The sequence below is a fragment of the Cryobacterium sp. N19 genome, from assembly GCF_002929595.1.
GTDB classification, from domain to species: domain Bacteria; phylum Actinomycetota; class Actinomycetes; order Actinomycetales; family Microbacteriaceae; genus Cryobacterium; species Cryobacterium flavum.
Map to the genome: position 1 here is coordinate 39,904 of NZ_PJJR01000046.1, position 16,598 is coordinate 56,501.

Annotated in this window: 14 protein-coding genes; 3 read left to right on the forward strand and 11 right to left on the reverse strand. The window is 59.7% G+C overall.

Annotated elements, in window-relative coordinates; all coding sequences use genetic code 11:
* Positions 1-45: 45 nt before the first annotated feature.
* The 6 genes from pepD to CXY78_RS04875 all read right to left on the reverse strand — a co-directional run bounded on the left by pepD (position 46) and on the right by CXY78_RS04875 (position 7,823).
* Complete coding sequence (gene pepD / locus CXY78_RS04850) at positions 46-1,503, reverse strand: beta-Ala-His dipeptidase (protein ID WP_158252737.1); 1,458 nt, start codon at positions 1,501-1,503, stop codon at positions 46-48.
* 55 nt (positions 1,504-1,558) lie between these two features.
* Positions 1,559-2,578 (reverse strand): ABC transporter permease, encoded by a 1,020-nt coding sequence (locus tag CXY78_RS04855; RefSeq protein ID WP_092341270.1) that lies wholly within the window; start codon positions 2,576-2,578, stop codon positions 1,559-1,561.
* Positions 2,578-4,104 carry a sugar ABC transporter ATP-binding protein gene (locus CXY78_RS04860; protein WP_158253267.1) on the reverse strand — a complete coding sequence of 509 codons (1,527 nt, stop codon included), beginning with the start codon at positions 4,102-4,104 and terminating at the stop codon, positions 2,578-2,580. The genes CXY78_RS04855 and CXY78_RS04860 overlap by 1 nt, the downstream gene beginning before the upstream one ends.
* A 5-nt stretch (positions 4,105-4,109) precedes the next feature.
* Positions 4,110-5,159 carry an ABC transporter permease gene (locus tag CXY78_RS04865; protein WP_104088313.1) on the reverse strand — a complete coding sequence of 350 codons (1,050 nt, stop codon included), beginning with the start codon at positions 5,157-5,159 and terminating at the stop codon, positions 4,110-4,112.
* Between the two features lie 98 nt (positions 5,160-5,257).
* Positions 5,258-6,412 (reverse strand): sugar ABC transporter substrate-binding protein, encoded by a 1,155-nt coding sequence (locus CXY78_RS04870; protein WP_092341273.1) that lies wholly within the window; start codon positions 6,410-6,412, stop codon positions 5,258-5,260.
* 175 nt (positions 6,413-6,587) lie between these two features.
* Positions 6,588-7,823, reverse strand: coding sequence for an epoxide hydrolase family protein (locus tag CXY78_RS04875; protein ID WP_158252739.1), 1,236 nt, complete (start codon positions 7,821-7,823; stop codon positions 6,588-6,590).
* 338 nt (positions 7,824-8,161) lie between these two features.
* On the opposite strand from CXY78_RS04875, the gene CXY78_RS04880 reads away from it, so the two are divergent.
* Positions 8,162-9,109 carry a 3-keto-5-aminohexanoate cleavage protein gene (locus CXY78_RS04880; RefSeq protein ID WP_092341275.1) on the forward strand — a complete coding sequence of 316 codons (948 nt, stop codon included), beginning with the start codon at positions 8,162-8,164 and terminating at the stop codon, positions 9,107-9,109.
* A gap of 55 nt (positions 9,110-9,164) precedes the next feature.
* Here the strand turns inward: CXY78_RS04880 and CXY78_RS04885 are convergent, their stop codons facing one another.
* On the reverse strand, positions 9,165-9,923 hold the full coding sequence (locus CXY78_RS04885; protein ID WP_140425659.1) for a lipoate--protein ligase family protein: 759 nt from the start codon (positions 9,921-9,923) through the stop codon (positions 9,165-9,167).
* A gap of 38 nt (positions 9,924-9,961) precedes the next feature.
* Between CXY78_RS04885 and CXY78_RS04890 the strand changes: the two genes are divergently transcribed.
* Positions 9,962-10,594, forward strand: coding sequence for an NUDIX hydrolase (locus CXY78_RS04890; RefSeq protein WP_233197163.1), 633 nt, complete (start codon positions 9,962-9,964; stop codon positions 10,592-10,594).
* 97 nt (positions 10,595-10,691) lie between these two features.
* Positions 10,692-11,657, forward strand: coding sequence for a sugar-binding transcriptional regulator (locus CXY78_RS04895; protein WP_158252740.1), 966 nt, complete (start codon positions 10,692-10,694; stop codon positions 11,655-11,657).
* Between the two features lie 53 nt (positions 11,658-11,710).
* Here the strand turns inward: CXY78_RS04895 and CXY78_RS04900 are convergent, their stop codons facing one another.
* From CXY78_RS04900 to glpD, 4 genes are read right to left on the reverse strand one after another with little or no spacing between them, the layout of a single operon-like run.
* Complete coding sequence (locus CXY78_RS04900; RefSeq protein WP_092341279.1) at positions 11,711-12,382, reverse strand: 2-oxo acid dehydrogenase subunit E2; 672 nt, start codon at positions 12,380-12,382, stop codon at positions 11,711-11,713.
* Positions 12,382-13,254, reverse strand: a complete 873-nt coding sequence (locus tag CXY78_RS04905; protein WP_199181836.1) for a class II fructose-bisphosphate aldolase — start codon at positions 13,252-13,254, stop codon at positions 12,382-12,384. The genes CXY78_RS04900 and CXY78_RS04905 overlap by 1 nt, the downstream gene beginning before the upstream one ends.
* A gap of 36 nt (positions 13,255-13,290) precedes the next feature.
* Positions 13,291-14,850 carry a glycerol kinase GlpK gene (locus CXY78_RS04910; RefSeq protein WP_092341280.1) on the reverse strand — a complete coding sequence of 520 codons (1,560 nt, stop codon included), beginning with the start codon at positions 14,848-14,850 and terminating at the stop codon, positions 13,291-13,293.
* Positions 14,847-16,574 carry a glycerol-3-phosphate dehydrogenase gene (gene glpD / locus CXY78_RS04915; RefSeq protein WP_092341281.1) on the reverse strand — a complete coding sequence of 576 codons (1,728 nt, stop codon included), beginning with the start codon at positions 16,572-16,574 and terminating at the stop codon, positions 14,847-14,849. The genes CXY78_RS04910 and glpD overlap by 4 nt, the downstream gene beginning before the upstream one ends.
* Between the last annotated feature and the right edge of the window lie 24 nt (positions 16,575-16,598).

The following is a 16,598-nucleotide window of genomic DNA, read 5'->3' on the forward strand; positions in this document are numbered from 1 at the left end:
CGATCACTTCGATAACAGGCGAAGGCCCGTTACCTTGCCACTTCCCTATCCAAGCCGCGACACGACCGCCTTGATCAGTGGCCAGACACGCTCCACGGACTTGTGATTCACCCTTTCCGCGGAGGAATGCAGGGCCTGAAGCTCGGTGCCGATCGAGATGATATCGGAGACGGGCACCCGCCGACTAAACATGCCGAGCTCGAGAGAACACTGGGACACCTCGACGTTTGGCTCTGTGCCGAGCACGTCACGGTAGGCCTCCGATGCCGTCCGAAGGAGTTCCGATTGCGGACGATACGGGAACTCCGGAGCGTCGAGGCCGTAGAGTTCGCACACGACACCACCACCGGCGAGCGCCACGAGCGCCTGTACTCGCTCGATCAACTCGTGTTTCCGCGAGGTGAGGGCCGACGTCACCGTCGACATCACACGTGCACCTTCGGGAGTCGGCCGCAACGTTCCCACGTTGTTGGACGTCTCTACACGACCGGGCACGTGCAGATTCCAGCTGACCACCCCGTGAGGAATCAGCCGCAAAACAGACATGAGACGAAGCCCCGCGGCGTGTGAAAACGCGATGTCGGGACGGTGGGCATCTTTCAGCTCGACGCGAATCGCCGGGTCGGAAATCTGGTACTCACTCTTGAGAGCTGCATCCAGCTCGGCGATGAGCGCCTCGATCGAATCCAGGTGTATGTCCTCGAAAACGATGACAGCGGATGCATCGGCCGGGATGGCACTATTCTGAGCACCTCCGAAGGGGGTGGCGATGCGCAGGTCGTACGTGGCGGCCAACCGGTGCACCGCGCGGGCCAGCACCTGCAGAGCGTTCGCGCGCTCCAGCTGAATGTCGAATTCGCAGTGACCGCCATTGAGCCCACGCACCTCCAGCGACCGCGCAGTGGTCAAGGCATCCGGTGTTCGTTCAAACTCGCCCGGAACATCAACCGTGAACGTCACGTCCCCGCTGCACCCCGCCAGAATCTCTTCATCGGTAATCCAGTTGAAGTCGATCATGCGGCGCCCAGTGAGTTGCGCAACGTCGAACTGTCCGGCACCCACCTTCCCCTTCTCTTCCATGGCGGTGAGGACCGCTTCCAGCGGCGGATGAGGAATGTCCTTCGATTCCAGCAGCGCGAGAATGTAGGACACTCCTATTCCGTTGTCCGCCCCCAAAGATGTTCCTGCCGCCGAGATGTACTCGCCGTCCACGACGAGGCTCAGTGGTTGGTTCACAAAGTCGAATTCGACACCTTCGGCTTTTTCGCAGACCATATCCAGGTGGCCGTGCAGGATCAGGGGCTCGGCATTTTCAAGGCCACCCTGACCGGGCTTGCGCACGAGAACGCAGTGCAGGTCATCCTTGAATGCCTCCAGTCCACAGGAGCGCGCAAAATCCACGACCCACGTGGCGACCTGTTCCTCGTTCCCCGATCCTCTCGGGATGCTGGTGAGCACTTCAAAGAATCGTAAGACCTCGCGGGGTTCGAGGTCGTCGAGCACTCCAGAGTTGGTGGTTTCCATAATGTCCGCGGCAGGCATGTTTCCCTCTCTTGTACTACTTGACAATGCTTGATTTGTTGCGCGACATGGTGAGGGCAACCACTGCGATGATGACCGCGCCGTAGACCAAGCTCTGTGCTTGGGCGTCAATACCGACCGCAGTCGTCGCGATGGGAACGAGGGCAACGGTCAGCGCTCCGAAGATCACCGTGAGCGGATTCACTACGCCCCCGGAAATCGACGTCCCTCCGATCAGCGCTGCGGCGATGGCGGGAAGCAGCAGGTCGCTTCCTAGGCCGGTGGGCGACGCGGATCCCGCCTGCGCGATGATCGCGATGCCGGCGAGTCCAGCCGCGAACCCCGAGAGAGCGAAGGCCAGCACCTTGAGCGAGCGCGTTCGAACGGCCGAGAAGATCGCGGCGGACTCGTTCTTTCCGATGGCCGTCATTCCTCGGCCGATGCGGGTGTAGCGCAGGAGTACCCAAAGAGCGACCGCCAGTAGCACGCCCATCCAGAACGTCATCGGCACATTTGCGATTCCGCTTTCGTACAACGAACGAACGCTCTCCCCGTTGCTAGAGACATAGACGGTCGTGCGGCCGCTGGCTACGAGCGCGATGGCTTGAAAAATTCCCAGCGTGCCGAGTGTCAGCGCAAAGGACGGCACCTGCGCGTAGGCGAGGATTAGGCCGTTCACGGCTCCGAAGGCGGTGGTGGCAAGGAGAACGATCAGTGGCGATAGACCCGCTACGGGCCCGAGCGTGAGAGCAAGCAAGATTGCACCCAGCAGGCCAATCGCGGCATTCGACAAGTCGATCGACCCGACATTGAGCACCATTGCCTGCCCGAGTGCTAGCAAAAGGATGGGGGCCGACGACGACGCGATTATTGCTAATCCTCCTCCCCCGATGAAAGCTGGCGTGAGGATCGCAACGACGACGAGAATCGCAAGAAAGATGACGATCGGGCCAATCGCATGCCAGCCTCCGAGGCGCTTCACGGACGGCAACTTACCGCGGGCGGGGATGAGGACGGGTACGGCAATCTTCGTTGCCTCGTTATCAATCTTGGACATCAGAGCATCCTTTCGAGCAGGTCCAGAGTCGCGGGATTATCGTGACCGAGGTCGAAGACCCCCGAGATCCGACCGTCCCGCATCACCACGATGTCATCGGCGATATCTAACGCCTCATCGATCGTGTCGGGTATGAGAATAATTGCGGTGCCGCCATCGCACACCGACCGGATCTGCGCGTTGACTGTCTCCGCCGCACCCGGGTCGAGGCCTCGGAGCGGGTGGTCTAGCACGAGTGCCTTCAAATTTGAAGAGTTCAGCCACTTGGCGAGGACGACCTTCTGCTGGTTGCCGCCTGAAAAGTCTTGCAACATGTGCAGGGGCTCCCGAGGCCGAATGTCCAGCTTCTCAAACCACATCCGTGCCAAAGACAGCCTGCGTCGGGGAAGCTCGAACGGCCCAACGGCCGCGGAGCCGGGATGCGTGAGCGTGATGTTTTGATCCGCTGGCATTTCCCCCACCATTCCCTCAGTCTTGCGCTCCGCAGGCACGTAGCCGACCCCCAGGTCGACGGCACGTTTGATGGACAGCTGGTGCCCGGAGTATCCCGCGATCGAGACCGATCCGGAGTCAAAGCCTTCGGCCCCGAAGACCGCTCGCACCACGGACTCGCGGCCTGAGCCGCTGGTACCCAGAATGGCCAGGACTCGGCCGGGGTAGGCATCGATCGATACATCCGCATAGGATCCTGCCCGGGTGAGGTCGTGGATCGAGATGATTGGGCTGCTCGTCGCCTCAATACTCCGCCGGTTTCGAACAGCAGCGTGGGTCTCCCGACCAACCATGAGGCGAAAGAGTTCCTCTTCGGTAACGTCATCGACGGGGCGGTCGGCGATCAATTCACCATCGCGCATGACGACCACCCTGTCGCAGATGCGCATGACCTCGTCGAGTCGGTGCGAGACGAAGATAACCGAGCCGATGTCGCGAAGCTTGGAGATTTCCCTCTCCAAGATCGCGGTCTCCGTCCTTTCTAGGATTGCAGTTGGTTCATCGAGGATCACGAGAGGCGTCGTGTGGCTGGCGGCACTTACCCGGATCGCCCGCGCAATCTCGACCATCTGGCGATCAACGAACGACAGGTCGCTTACTCGTGTCTTCGGATTCAAGTGCGATCCGATGAGGTCGAGAGCCTGTGCTGCGTCCGCGTACAAGCGTCGCCAGTTGTACAGCCCTAGCCGATTGACACCGCCCCGGCCCATTGGTGTGTTGACCTCGATGTTTTCGGCGATTGTGAGGTTTGTGAAGAGAGATTGCTCCTGGTGAACGACCCCGATCCCCGCGCGCAGGGCATCAGCTGGTCCGCGGAACTGAACTTCCCGTCCGTTTACGGCGATTGTTCCTTCGTCGTGGCGATAGTTGCCCGAGAGCATCTTCAGCAGCGTTGACTTGCCCGCGCCATTCTCTCCAATGAGGCCGATGACCTCACCCGATTGAATATTAAGCGACACTTTGCGAACGGCACGATTCGATCCGAAGCTCTTGGAGACGCTGTCGAGGCGAAGCACTGCGGGAGTTGTGGTCACGTCGTTCACTTTGCCACCTGCAATCTGTCGCGCTGCGACCACGCGGCGAACACGATAGCGGCGACCAGGATCGCGCCGGTAACTGCCGACTGATAACTCGACTCAACGCCGGAGAGTATGAGTCCGTTGTTCAGGATCGTCAGCAGGAATACGCCCAATACGGTGCGCAGGATCCCCCCTTTTCCACCGCCGAGATGCGTGCCTCCGATGACAACCGCAGGAATGACGATGAAGAGCACTCCGGAGCCGACGGTCGGTGACCCGATGTCGAGTTGAACAGTGGCCAGGATGCCGCCGAGACCGCTCAGAAGCGCGGCAATGGCGAAGACGGCAACCTTTACGCGGAAAGCCGGAAGGCCCGCCGAGCGCACGATCGTTTCGCTGTTTCCAATGGCGAGGGTCACCCGGCCGATCCGGGTACTGCGTAGAACGAATATGCCGAGGCCGATGACGAGCAGCGCCACCCAGAAGGAGTTCGGAAGCCCGAAACTAATTCGCGAGGTCCAGCCCTTCAACCCCTCATCTTCAAGACGAGGGAGAAGGTCGGTTCCATAGAGCATGGTGGCGATTCCGAGGCCGACATACCACATTCCCAGAGTAACGATGAATGAGGGAACCTTCAGCGCGGTGAAGATGAGGCCGCTGGCGACACCGATCACAAGAGCTACGCCGAGCGCTATGACCCAAGCCCATGGCCCCAAGTCCGCTCCCCCCCGCGAGTTGGCGCTGAGAAGGATCCAAGTCATTCCGGTGGCCCCCATGACTCCCTCCACGGACAAGTCGATGGATCCAAGGAGGATGACCAGGGTCGCTCCCACGGCAACGATCAAGGGGATAGCGGACTGGGTAAGCACATTCTGAAGGTTGGAGGCAGTCAGAAAGCGTTCGTTGAGCAAAGAAAACACACCGATAAGAACGGCCAGAGCTACGAGTAAACTCAGCGGTTCGGCGAGACCGCGGAACCGAGCACGGCGCTCGATGCCGGATTCGCGGATCCTGATCGCAGTGGTGCTTATGCCCCCCGCGACCTGTTCCGCTACAACTTTGTGAACCATGAAAATTCTCCTCGCATATACAGATCTCGTACTGGTGATGCGGCTGTTCCCGGCCGTCGTCTGGTGACGAGGGCCGGGAACAGGCCGGCCGCAATGCGCTACGACTTGGGCAAAACCTCGGGGCCACCGCCGCCGACGAGGGTCGCCGGCTCGGTGTCCCACGGGCCAGTCTCGACAAGATTGTCAACGAAATCAGCTGCAGCCGTGTCAGTGTCGTACTTCGCGTAGTCGCCAAGCGTCTCGGGGGTTACGCACTTGATGTCAAAGAAGCTATCCCGCTTGTCCTTGGGCAGTTCGGACGGAACGATCTCGCCGATCGCGGCCTGGTAGGCCGTGTACAGACCGATGGCGGAGGCCATGTAGCCGCGGTGGAAGGTTTCCCCGACAATGGCATTGTTGCCGTAGCCCTCTTTCATCAGTTTTACCGTGTCGGGGTACAGACCGTCAGAGGCGAACTTCACCGAGTTCAGCAAACCGGCGTCATCGAAGGCTTGGAGCGCACCGAGCTGCATACCGTCATCGGCACTCCAGACACCATTGATCTGGTCGCCGTACTTAGCGATCAGGTCCTTTGAATTCTGGTTGGCCAGCTGCGGGTCCCAGTTCGAAGCCTGCTTCTCGAGAATTTTGATGTCAGGGTAGTTTTCACGCATCTCAGCCTCGAAGCCGGCGACACGCGTCGCGCTGGTCGTGCTGTCTTCCACGCCGGGGAACATGATTACGTTGCCCTTGCCCCCAAGTGCATCACCGATTGCCTTGGCATTGCAGCGGCCTGAGTCCACACCAGCGTGCTTCTGGAAGGCCACGAAGTTATCCCCCGCGTCCCAGGGCTCGAAGTTATCGGGTTTGTTCCACCAGATCGATACGTAGCCACCGGCACGCTTCACAGCGTCCACGATGGTCGGGGTGTCCGAGCTCGCTACCGTGTTGACGAACATCACGACCTTCTTGCCCTGCGCCAAGATCGCCTGAATCTTCGAGATTTCAGTCTGCGACGAACCCTGCGAGTCGATGATCTCGAGAGGAATGTCAAGTTTTTTGGAGAGGGCCTTAGCTCCCTCAATGTTGGCGATGAAGTAAGGGTTTGTGGTGTTGATGACGGATGCGACGAGGACGAGATCCTCTTTGGCGATCGGCCCCGAGGAACCGGTGGCGGTTCCACCCGCGGTCGACGTGCACCCGGCGAGAGCGAGCGCAGCAACAGCCGCGAAGGCGGCGAGGCGGAGCGCGCCGCGTTTGTTTCTGAGAGACATCTTTGACTCCTTTGTCGTGGGTAAGGCTTGATTTCAAGTCGTTTGCATTTTTATTCAGCAAATAAATTTTGATTCACTGTGAGGATATGGGTACTCGCGCGTGCACGCAAGAGAATTTCGCCGGACGGCCCACACGTGACCGATTCGTTACGATTTGGAACGAGAAAATCGTGCGTCAGCGCAGAGTTCGGAAGAAATCCCGAACGTCGTTCACGTAGATTTCCGGTTCTTCCAAGGGAGCGAAGTGACCGCCGGTGCTGTGGACGCGGTACTGCTGGAGGTTGAAGTACTTCTCCGTCCACGTTTTCGGCGGCTTGTAGATCTCGCCCGGGTAGATCGAGACCGCGGTCGGCACTCCCACGACCGGGAACCGGTTGTGGCTCGGCGTCCACGGGTTACCCCGGCACTCCCAGTAGTACCGGGACGAGGTCCCACCCGTTCCCGTCAGAAAGTACACCGCGGCGGTCGTGATCAGGTCTTCCTTTGGCCACACACGCTCGAATGACTCTGTGCCGCTGCCACGTTCCGCGAGGCCCCAGAAATAGCGCTTCTCGGTAATCCAGGCCAGCTGGGCCGCAGGCGAGTCGGTGACGAGCGCCGCGAGCGTCTGTGGCTTCGTCAACTGGATCTCACCGTAGCCACTCTCATTCTCGACGAACAACTTGCCACGTTCGAACCAGCCGGATTCGTCGGCGGAGTACTCGCTCGCCGCCGGCAGTCCCAAAAAGGTGTCATACTCGACGCCGTCGGGCTGGTCGGGATGATCCGGAAGATAGTGCGACATCTGCGCGGGAAAATGTGTGTACACCCCGATGACGTCAGATTCGTACTTGTGCCCGTGCTGCTGGGCGATGAGCGCGCCCCAGTCCCCCCCTGCGGTGGCGTAGCGGTCGTACCCCAGAATCTGCTTCATAAGAACGTTCTCGAGATCGGCGGTCTTCCAGAAATTCCACCCTGTCTCCGTCAGCGGAGACGAAAACCCATAGCCAGGCAGGGAGATCAGAACGACATCGAAGGAATCAGACTCCAAACCGCCGAACCTTACCGGATCCGTCAGAGGCTCAATAATTTTTCGTACGTCCCAGAAAGTCCAGGGCCAGCCATGGTGGAGAAGCAGCGGCTTCGGGTTCGGCCCCTTGCCGCGCACATGGATGAAGTGCAGGGGCACGCCCATCACGTCCACCTTGAAGTGTGGGAGTTCGTTCATCTGGCGCTCCACAGCACGCCAATCGTACTCGTTGATCCAATAGTCAATGAGGGTGCGGTGGTAGTCGGTATTGTAGCCGTAGCGCCAGTCTTCGTTCCCAAAATCCTGCGGGAATCGTGTGCGTTTCAGCCTCTCCATCATGTCGTCCAGATCCGCGTCGGGGATGCGGATCTCGTACGGCTGGACATCAAACGAATTCGACAACCTAGAACCTCCTCGTTCTGCGTCGCACGCGTGAAGTATGTTTTTATTCATCGACTGCGTGTATATTCACTCTATATCCCAACCGGGATATATCTGTCAACGAATCGTGCTCGGTCAGAAGAATCAGCGTGTTGCGGCTGCTGGTGGAATCGGTTGGAATCACTGCCGATGACGCCGATCGAGGCCAGCGCGAACGGAAATGTCCGCGGAAGCGCCCCATCAGCGACGTCGCTGCAGTCGAGCTAACGCTCGCGAATCGGAACCAAAAAAATCGTTGTCCGGCTTTTGCCGCACGCCATCGCTGCAGGTGCAATCATCTCGAGAAAGAGAAGTGGACCATGGGCACTGCCCTCGACAAATATGCGGACATGAAGCCCAATTGGGACTACCCGGTCATTATCGAGTCCCACATCAATGGGATCCGTACGAAAGAGATGAACCCCAACACGCCAATTTCCTATGACGAGATTGCGGAAGACGCGATTCGTTGCTGGGAAGCCGGCGCCGGCGCGATCCACGCCCACAACACTAGCTTCGATCTCATGGGCGCAGACGCATACAAGGACTACATGCGCACCTGGGACATGGTGTTGCAAAAACACCCTGACATCACCTGGTACCCGACGACCTGCAATAACCTTCGCCTCAAGGGAGACGAGAACGGGCTTCAACACGTCCCTCTACTGATTGAAAAGGCAAATGTTCGCATTGCCTGCGTCGATACAGGGCTCACCCTGTTCGCTACAGAAACGGATGCCGAGGGCTACCTCGCCGGGCCGGAATTCGGGTTCAACTACGAGCGGGTGGGCAGCCAAATCAAAATGCTGCGCGAGCACGGCACCCCCATGGTCTTCGGCGTCTACGAACCAGGCCACCTTCGCCACGCCATGCACTACGTGAACAAGGGGCTCTCCACACCCGGCTCTATGTGGGATTTCTATCTCATTGGCGATTACGGTCTGACTGCCACAGAACCCATCGGAACGAACGGCATGAAGCCGAGCCTTGAAAGCCTGTACTACTACCTCTGGATGATCGAGGAAGCCAAGGTCAAGCATCCGTGGTACATCTCGATCTGGGGTCAGGGTGCGCTCGACGACACCTCAATCCTCCGGAGGGCGATCGAGCTGGGGGGCCACATCAAAACTGGACTGGAGCTGTTCTATGATCCGGCCCGCAACCCGACAAACCTGGAACTGCTGCAGCAGGCGCAAGAGATCGCTCGGGAGGTCGGCCGACCCATCGCGACCGCGGACGAGGCGAGAGCCCTGTACAACATCCGATGATGCGCAAATGACGAAAATATTTCGCGGAGTCCTCTTCGTTCAAATGTGAGACTAGTTACGTACGCGTTTCGACAATTTGGCTTGCCTGCGGGCGTGCCCATGCCGAGTGTCGTTGTTGGAGCCCGGTCACGAGCTCGTTCACTATTTCATCGAGTGTTCCTCGTACACCCTCATCACGCAGGCTTCCCAGGCTTGCGGGCGACCACTCAAGGTTCATTGCACCGTAGACCGCATCCACGACTGGTCGCAGTCCCTCGGGCTTGTCAAGAACAATGCAGGCGGTGAGGAGCCTGGCCCGGCGCATGGCGCGCTGAGCGATACCTACAACTTTCACTCGCCCTCGGGCATTGACGCTATGGTCACCCGCGCAGTACTCCCCGACGACGGGACCGACTCGAGCGTCGAGGCCGAGGTCGCCCAGCACATCTCGAAAGCAATCGGCGCCCACCTCAAAGGCGGCTATGTGATTACCGTAGAACTCCAAGGGGGCCATGAGATCGATAATCAGGCAGGTCTGATCGTAAGCCACCGCTCGTCCCCCCGCGAGGCGGATCACCGGGTCAAAGCCGAACCTGCGAGCGGCCGCTGAGGCTGCGGCGAATTCGGGCATCAAACTCTCGCGTCGGCTGAATGCCACCGTTGGAATCGGGCGATATGCCCTGATCCGAGCATGAGCATTAACGTCCTGTTGCATCTCGCGGAGCACGCGCAAGGATTCGTCGATGTCGTCTTGTGCCGTGCTGCCGACCCGGCCCAGTGATAATTTCGGAATGCGAGTGTGCAACTGCCGGTTCGCCGTGGTCACGTCGCGCAAGACCATAATTTTGAATCTAGGAACAGGAGATAAATCAATTGTCTGATCAGCTGGCGGATATGCAAGTGCACCATGAGGTGCGTTCTACCACGACCGACTTGGAGGGGCTTGTTTGGGATATTCGATCCGACGAGGTCGTGTACGGGGAGACCATCTTGACGCGGCAGTATCTCTCTCATCGCGGCGCGGTTGCGATCGTTGCCCTGGATGAGGACGATCGTGTTTTGCTGATACGGCAGTATCGCCATCCAATACGTGCACGAGAGTGGGAGCTTCCGGCAGGCATTCTCGACGCTGCCAATGAAAGTCCCATTTCGGCCGCCCGACGAGAATTGTTGGAAGAAACCGGACTTGCAGCCGCGAATTGGGAGCTGCTGCTGGATTTCTTCCCCACCCCAGGTGGCAGCAACGAAGCAGTCCGCGTCTTTCTCGCACGTGGCCTGGAGACAAAAGCGACCGACTTTCGCCCCACTGGAGAAGAAGTGAATATCGAACTTCGCTGGGTTCCGCTCGACGATGCTGTCACGGCAATTCTTGACCGTAAGACGCAGAACGGAACCCTTGCGGTCGCAGTATTGGCGGCTTTCGCTGCCAAGGTGCGGGGCCGGACGAACGCGACAAGTGCGGACGCTCCGTGGGATCGCCATCCGTCGGCCTCCTTGCACCACTGATTCCCGAAACACTAATCAGTCCAGCCTAGGGAGTTTTGGATATTCTTGCAATCGACGAATGTTGATACACTTGCGTATCTTAGTGAAAGGAAGAGTCATGTCTGCTGATCCGGAACCGCGCCGCTTCATGACCAAGGTTGCGCGTATGTATTACACGCACGGCATCCGGCAGATCGATATCGCGTCGAGCTTGGGCATATCGCAAGCGCGCGTGTCCCGACTGTTACAGGCCGCAGAGCAGGCGAAAATTGTCCGAACGGTTGTTGTCGTCCCCGAGGGCCTGCACGCGGAGATCGAAGAAGATCTGCAAGGGCGTTACGGGTTGTCCCAAGTTCACGTCGTTGAAGCGCTGGATCTGGACGACGAGGGTGGGATCAATCGCGACCTCGGCGAAGCCGCCGCACTCATCCTCTCGGCAATGCAGTTATCGGGCAAAACTATCGGCTTTACTTCGTGGAGCCGGTCACTGCGTTCACTCGTGACCACCCTCGAACCGTCGAAAAAGAGGTCCGACGCCACTCGCATCGTCGAGATGCTCGGGGACGTCGGCCCACCACAGCTGCAGCATGATTCCACCCGTTCCACGCAACGCTTTGCTGACCTAATCGGCGGGACGCCACTGTTCATCCGCGCCCCCGGAGTTCTGTCTTCGGCGGAAGTGCGTGAGGCAATGATTAGCTCCGACGCACACACCCGCGAGGCGATCGCGGCGTTGGATGAATTGGACGTTGCTCTCGTCGGTATCGGTACCTGCAATATCGACGCGCCGCTGGAACCGGGCGGCAACTTTTTCACCGTAGAACAGTTCGAAATGGCCAAATCCCTCGGCGCCGTCGGACAAATCAACCTGAGATTCATCGATGCGGAGGGAATCCCGATCGAGAGTGAGCTTGATTCCCTGGTGATTGGCGTGACCCTGGCCCAGCTTCCCGGCACGGGCGGCCGCTTTGCCGTCGCTGGTGGAAGGTCGAAATACGAGGCAGTGCGGGCAGCGCTTCGCGGTCATTGGATCGACACTCTGGTCACGGATATGGAAACGGCAGAGCGGCTGCTGCAGGAGTGAAGATAGGTGAGCGGCGGCCCGCACCGCGAGCCGCCGCCATCGAATACACGTTGTTACAGCGGCGCTTCCAGTTTCGTCTTCAATGCTCCGAGAAACTCGGCCGCAACCGCTCCATCCAGGGCGCGGTGATCCGAGGTGAGGGTCAGTTCGGCGATGGGACGCCAACTTCCGCCATCCTCAGTCCAAACATGACGGCGGATGGTGGCGCCGACGGCCAGGATGGCAGCCTGGGGCGCGTTGACGATGGCATCGAAGCGGGTCACCCCGAGCATGCCAAGATTCGAAATCGTGAACGTCCCTCCCGTGATGTCGTCGCGCCCCAGCCCGCCGGAACGTGCACGGCCGACGATGTCGCGCCGGCGCTGAGCGATCTCTTCAAGATTCAACTGATCGGCGTTGTGAATAATCGGTACTGTCAGACCCTTGTCCGTGGCGACAGCTATACCCACGTGGGCTCGGGGGAAAGATACGACCGCCTCGCCGTCCACGTGCACGTTCACCGCCGGAACAAAGATCAGAGCGTGCGCGGTCGCACGAACAAGCACATCGGTCACGGTCGCCCCCGGCACGACGATCTTGGCACGCGACGCCTCCGTCATATCAACCTCGACCGTGAGGTGGAAGACGGGCGCTTCCCACGCCGTGACCATGCGCCGCGCCGCGGTGCGACGCATGCCCTTCAGCTCGGTACGCTGGCCCTCGTCGAGATCTAGTGGTTGCGTCATCACGCCCGCGCTTCGGTCAGAACGGCGGTTGTCGAGGCACCGGCACACCCGTACTCGCGCATCTTTGCGATCGTCGCTTCGATCATCTGGCGCTTTCCTTCGGACATGGCGTCTTCGAGCTGGCGGTCACCCTGCGCCCAGGTCTCTTCGATACCGCGGCGAAAGGCATGGCGGAGATCAGTATCGGCGTTCAGCTTGTGCACGCCAGCCGCGATCGCGGCGCTGATATCCGACTCCGGTACTCCCGATGCTCCATGCAGAACGAGGGGAACGCCCGTGACATCCCGAATGCGTTGGATTCGTTCGATGTCCAGGGGCAGTGGGTCACCAGAGGTGATGCCGTGCATCACACCTGCCGAAATCGCTAGGAAATCGACACCGGTTTCCGCGACGAATCTTTCGGCTTCGTCGACGTTGGTGTAGTGCGCTGACCAGTCGATTCCGTTGGATGCATCGGGAATGCTGCCCAGTTCCGCTTCTACTGGAACGCCGAATGAATGTGCAACCTGAACGACGTAGCGCGTAGTTTTCAAGTTCTCTTCGAACGGCAAGTGCGAGCCGTCAAACATGATCGAGTCAAATCCAAGACGCAGGGCTTCGAAGACCTCGTCGTACGTACCGTGATCGAGGTGGATGACCGCATCCGCGCCTGTACCGTCGAGTTCACGACGGGTCATGCGGTACGCAGCCTCAAGACCCATGTGAGGAACAATCGCCCGCCCAACTTGCAGGAACACTGGGGATTGAGCGCGAATTGACGCTTCGATCAGCGCTTGCGTGGTCTCAGGGTTGTGCATATTGAAACCACCTACTGCATAGCCACCTGCTCGGGCGCGGGCAACATAGTTTTCGGCTGTCTTCGTGGTCATCATGATCCTCTCGATTGGTTCAGTTGTTAGACCAGCACGTCAGTGTGCGGCCAGTACCGGGACGGAATCTGGGACCGTCCCGTTGGTTGGGTAAGGCGGTGCCGGCGGCATCATGCGCGCGGATCGCACGGCGGACTGCCAACCGCCGTAGAGCTGGTCGCGTCGGTCGCTGCTCATGCGGGGCTCGAACACGCGCTCCACGCGCCACGTGTCGCGCACGAGATCTTGTGCGTTCCACAGACCCACCTCTGCTCCGGCAATATAGGCGACTCCGAGAGCGGTGCGTTCGAGGCCCTCCGGCCGAACGACCGGCATGCCAAGGATGTCGGCTTGGAACTGGCACAGAAAGTTGTTGCAAACCGCTTTTCCGTCTACCTTCAGCGACGTCACGCTCATACCGCCGGCACGCAAGGCATCAAGGTTGTCGCGCGTCTGGTACGCCATGGCTTCGAGCGCCGCGCGAACAATCTGGTCGATGCCCGTGTCAAGAGTCAATCCAAAAATTGAGGCTCGGACGTCCTTGTCCCAGTAAGGGTCGCAGAGGCCGGCGAACGCGGGAACAAAGTAGACGCCCTGGGTGTCTGTGACCCGTTCTGCGATGCGCTCCATCTCCGCTACGGATCCAACAGCCCGCATCTTGTCACGCAGCCAATGAAGCGTCTGCCCGCTGTGGAATACCACCCCTTCGACTTCGTAGCTGGTGAGCTCGGGAATGTTCATCGCCACGCTGGTAGTCATTCCGGGGAGAAGGAGTGGGCTGCTCCCGACGTTGGCGACGAGCACGCCAGCGGTTCCAAACGTGTTCTTGACTGAGCCCTCGTCGAAACATCCCTGCCCAAAAAGTCCAGCCTGCTGATCAGCGATGATTGCTTGGATGGGTATGTGATGGCCGATGCCGCCGGGCAGAATGCTGGGGTCAAGGTATCCGAAGTGCGAATTGGAAGATCGCACCTCGGGGAGTAGCTCCTGCGGGATTCCGTACACGTCGCAAAGTCGGTCGTCCCACACAAGTTCATTAATGTTGAGCAATGCCGTGCGCGACGCCGATGTCGCATCGGTGACGTGCTCACGCCCGCCGGTGAGGTTCCAGACAAGCCAGGTGTCGACTGTTCCGGCAGCGTAGTCGCCCGTGCCTGCAAGCGCTTTGAGTCCCGGGATATTCTCGATGAACCAGGCCAGTTTAGGGGCGGAAAAAAACGAGTCGTTCCTAAGCCCGGTGAGCGTGCGGATTTCGGCGTCGAGCCCCATGTCGGACCAGCGCTGCACGATCTCATCGGTCTGATGTGAAGACCACATGATCGCATTGTGCACGGGGATGGAGGTGGATCGATTCCAGATCAAACAGGTTTCCCGGTGAGTGGTCACCCCGACCGTTGCAATATCGCGCGCCGTCAGCCCCGACCGATCCATAACCTCGTCGATCGCTGCCCGCATCGCAGTCCACAGCTGGGCCGGGTCAAGCTCGACCCAGCCGTGGTTGGGGAAAAGGGGCGTGAGCGAATTTGATGCCTCCGCGACGATCCGCCCGTCTGTATCAACGAGTACCGCCCTCGCGCTGCTCGACCCTTCATCGAGCGCGAGGACATAGCGGCCCGTCATAGGTCTGCCCGGCCGCCCTGGAGGCCGACATCACCGACGGTCAACCCACTTTGCCGTTCACCGGATGTCGCGCGACCCGGAATTTGCGCTGTGGGTCGGCCGGGGACGGCTAGGTGGCCGAGCCACTCAACGTAGCCGTCGATCTCTTCCTGGATACGGTTTTCATCCCAGCCGTTGATCGCCGCCATGATCTCCGCGATCCGCTCGACGCTCTGGATGCCGTGATCGGGTTCAAACGCCAGCAGAAGACGTCGTGCCATAACGTCTGTGAGAGTTCGGGCGAATTCTTCATGGATGGCGAAAACCACTTCAGCGGCCAGAGCCCCCGACTTTTTGTCGACGATTTCAGCGAGACTGGCATCGTCACTCACCAGAGCCACGATGTTCGCTGCCCGCACTCCGTACAGAGCGAGGAGGCGCTTCGCCACTAGTGGCGGCACAGCGCCGTTCGCAATGAACGCCTTCGAGAAGGCCTCATAGTTTGCTACTCGAGCACCAGGAAGGGGACTCGTCAGCGTAATTGTTTTGATCTTCTTAGCACCGAGGCTGCGAAGCGCTAAGTCAACGGCGTCCTCAGAGAGCTGTCGGAACGTCGTGAGCTTTCCGCCGATGACGGAGAAGAGGCCTTCGACGCCGTCTTTAGCGTGGTCGTGGATGATGTGACTCCGCGGAATCTTCCATTCGGGCACACCAGGCGCGTAGGGCAGTGGTCGCACTCCGCTATACGTGTAAAGAACATCGTCGGTGGTGAGTTTCGCGCCCGGCACGAGGGTGTTGACCTCGTTGAGAAGGTAGTCAATCTCCGACTGTTCTGCGCGAGCAGAGTCCGGTTCCTCGTTGTAGAGGTTGTCGGTGCAGCCGATGAGGTATCTATCCATCCACGGTATGACGAGGACCAGACGGCCATCCGCCTGCGACTCGTAGTACACGACGTCGCGAGGCGCCCCCGGGAACGGGGCTACGACAATATGGCTGCCCTTCGAGCCGCCGATGAATCGGGGTGAATTGACTCCCCCAAAGTCGGCCAGCAGGCGGTCGACCCACGGGCCTGCAGCGTTCATGACCACGCGTCCGCGCACGGAATGACGTTCTCCCGTGATGGAATCGGTGTACTCAACGCCGGTCACTCGAGCATCGGACTTCAACAGCCCATCGACGCGGGAGTGGGTGACGATGTCGGCCCCGTCACTCTTTGCTGCTACCGCGAGTTCAACACAGAGGCGCTCAGCGTATTCAACCTGCCCGTCGATAAATACCGCGGAACCTGTGAGTCCGGCAGGCTCCATCCCGGTGAAGCGGGACAGCACCGCGCCCTTCGTCAGAATACTGTGATTGGGTTGCTTCTTGTCCCACGAGAGGGCGTCGTAAGCGATCATGCCGAGACGGATCAACCACGACGGCCGCTTGTTGCGGGCGTAGAAAGGCATGAGAAGCGGCACAGGCTTCACGAGGTGCGGAGCGAGCTTGAAGAGACGCTCGCGCTCCTTCAGGGATTCACGAACCAGGGCGAAGTCCTTATGCTCCAGGTATCGAAGACCACCGTGAATGAGTCGCCCCGACCACGCGGACACACCGCTGCATATGTCTTCCTGGTCGATGACAATGGTTCGCAAGCCTCGCGCAGCCGCATCGCGCGCTATGCCGAGTCCATTGATACCGGCCCCTACGACGACGAGGTCATACGGTGCGCGGGTATCGCCGGCGTTCACTAAAGATGAGCTCATGGCTCCTCCTGCTTCGTTGTTTTC

Excerpts from the sequence above, each read along its gene's own strand:
- CXY78_RS04855 (WP_092341270.1), bottom strand. The coding sequence starts at position 2,578 with ATGTCCAAGATTGATAACGAGGCAACGAAGATTGCCGTACCCGTCCTC.
- CXY78_RS04865 (WP_104088313.1), bottom strand. The coding sequence starts at position 5,159 with ATGGTTCACAAAGTTGTAGCGGAACAGGTCGCGGGGGGCATAAGCACC.
- CXY78_RS04870 (WP_092341273.1), bottom strand. The coding sequence starts at position 6,412 with ATGTCTCTCAGAAACAAACGCGGCGCGCTCCGCCTCGCCGCCTTCGCG.
- CXY78_RS04880 (WP_092341275.1), top strand. The coding sequence starts at position 8,162 with ATGGGCACTGCCCTCGACAAATATGCGGACATGAAGCCCAATTGGGAC.
- CXY78_RS04895 (WP_158252740.1), top strand. The coding sequence starts at position 10,692 with ATGTCTGCTGATCCGGAACCGCGCCGCTTCATGACCAAGGTTGCGCGT.
- CXY78_RS04900 (WP_092341279.1), bottom strand. The coding sequence starts at position 12,382 with ATGACGCAACCACTAGATCTCGACGAGGGCCAGCGTACCGAGCTGAAG.
- CXY78_RS04905 (WP_199181836.1), bottom strand. The coding sequence starts at position 13,254 with ATGATGACCACGAAGACAGCCGAAAACTATGTTGCCCGCGCCCGAGCA.
- CXY78_RS04910 (WP_092341280.1), bottom strand. The coding sequence starts at position 14,850 with ATGACGGGCCGCTATGTCCTCGCGCTCGATGAAGGGTCGAGCAGCGCG.
- glpD (WP_092341281.1), bottom strand. The coding sequence starts at position 16,574 with ATGAGCTCATCTTTAGTGAACGCCGGCGATACCCGCGCACCGTATGAC.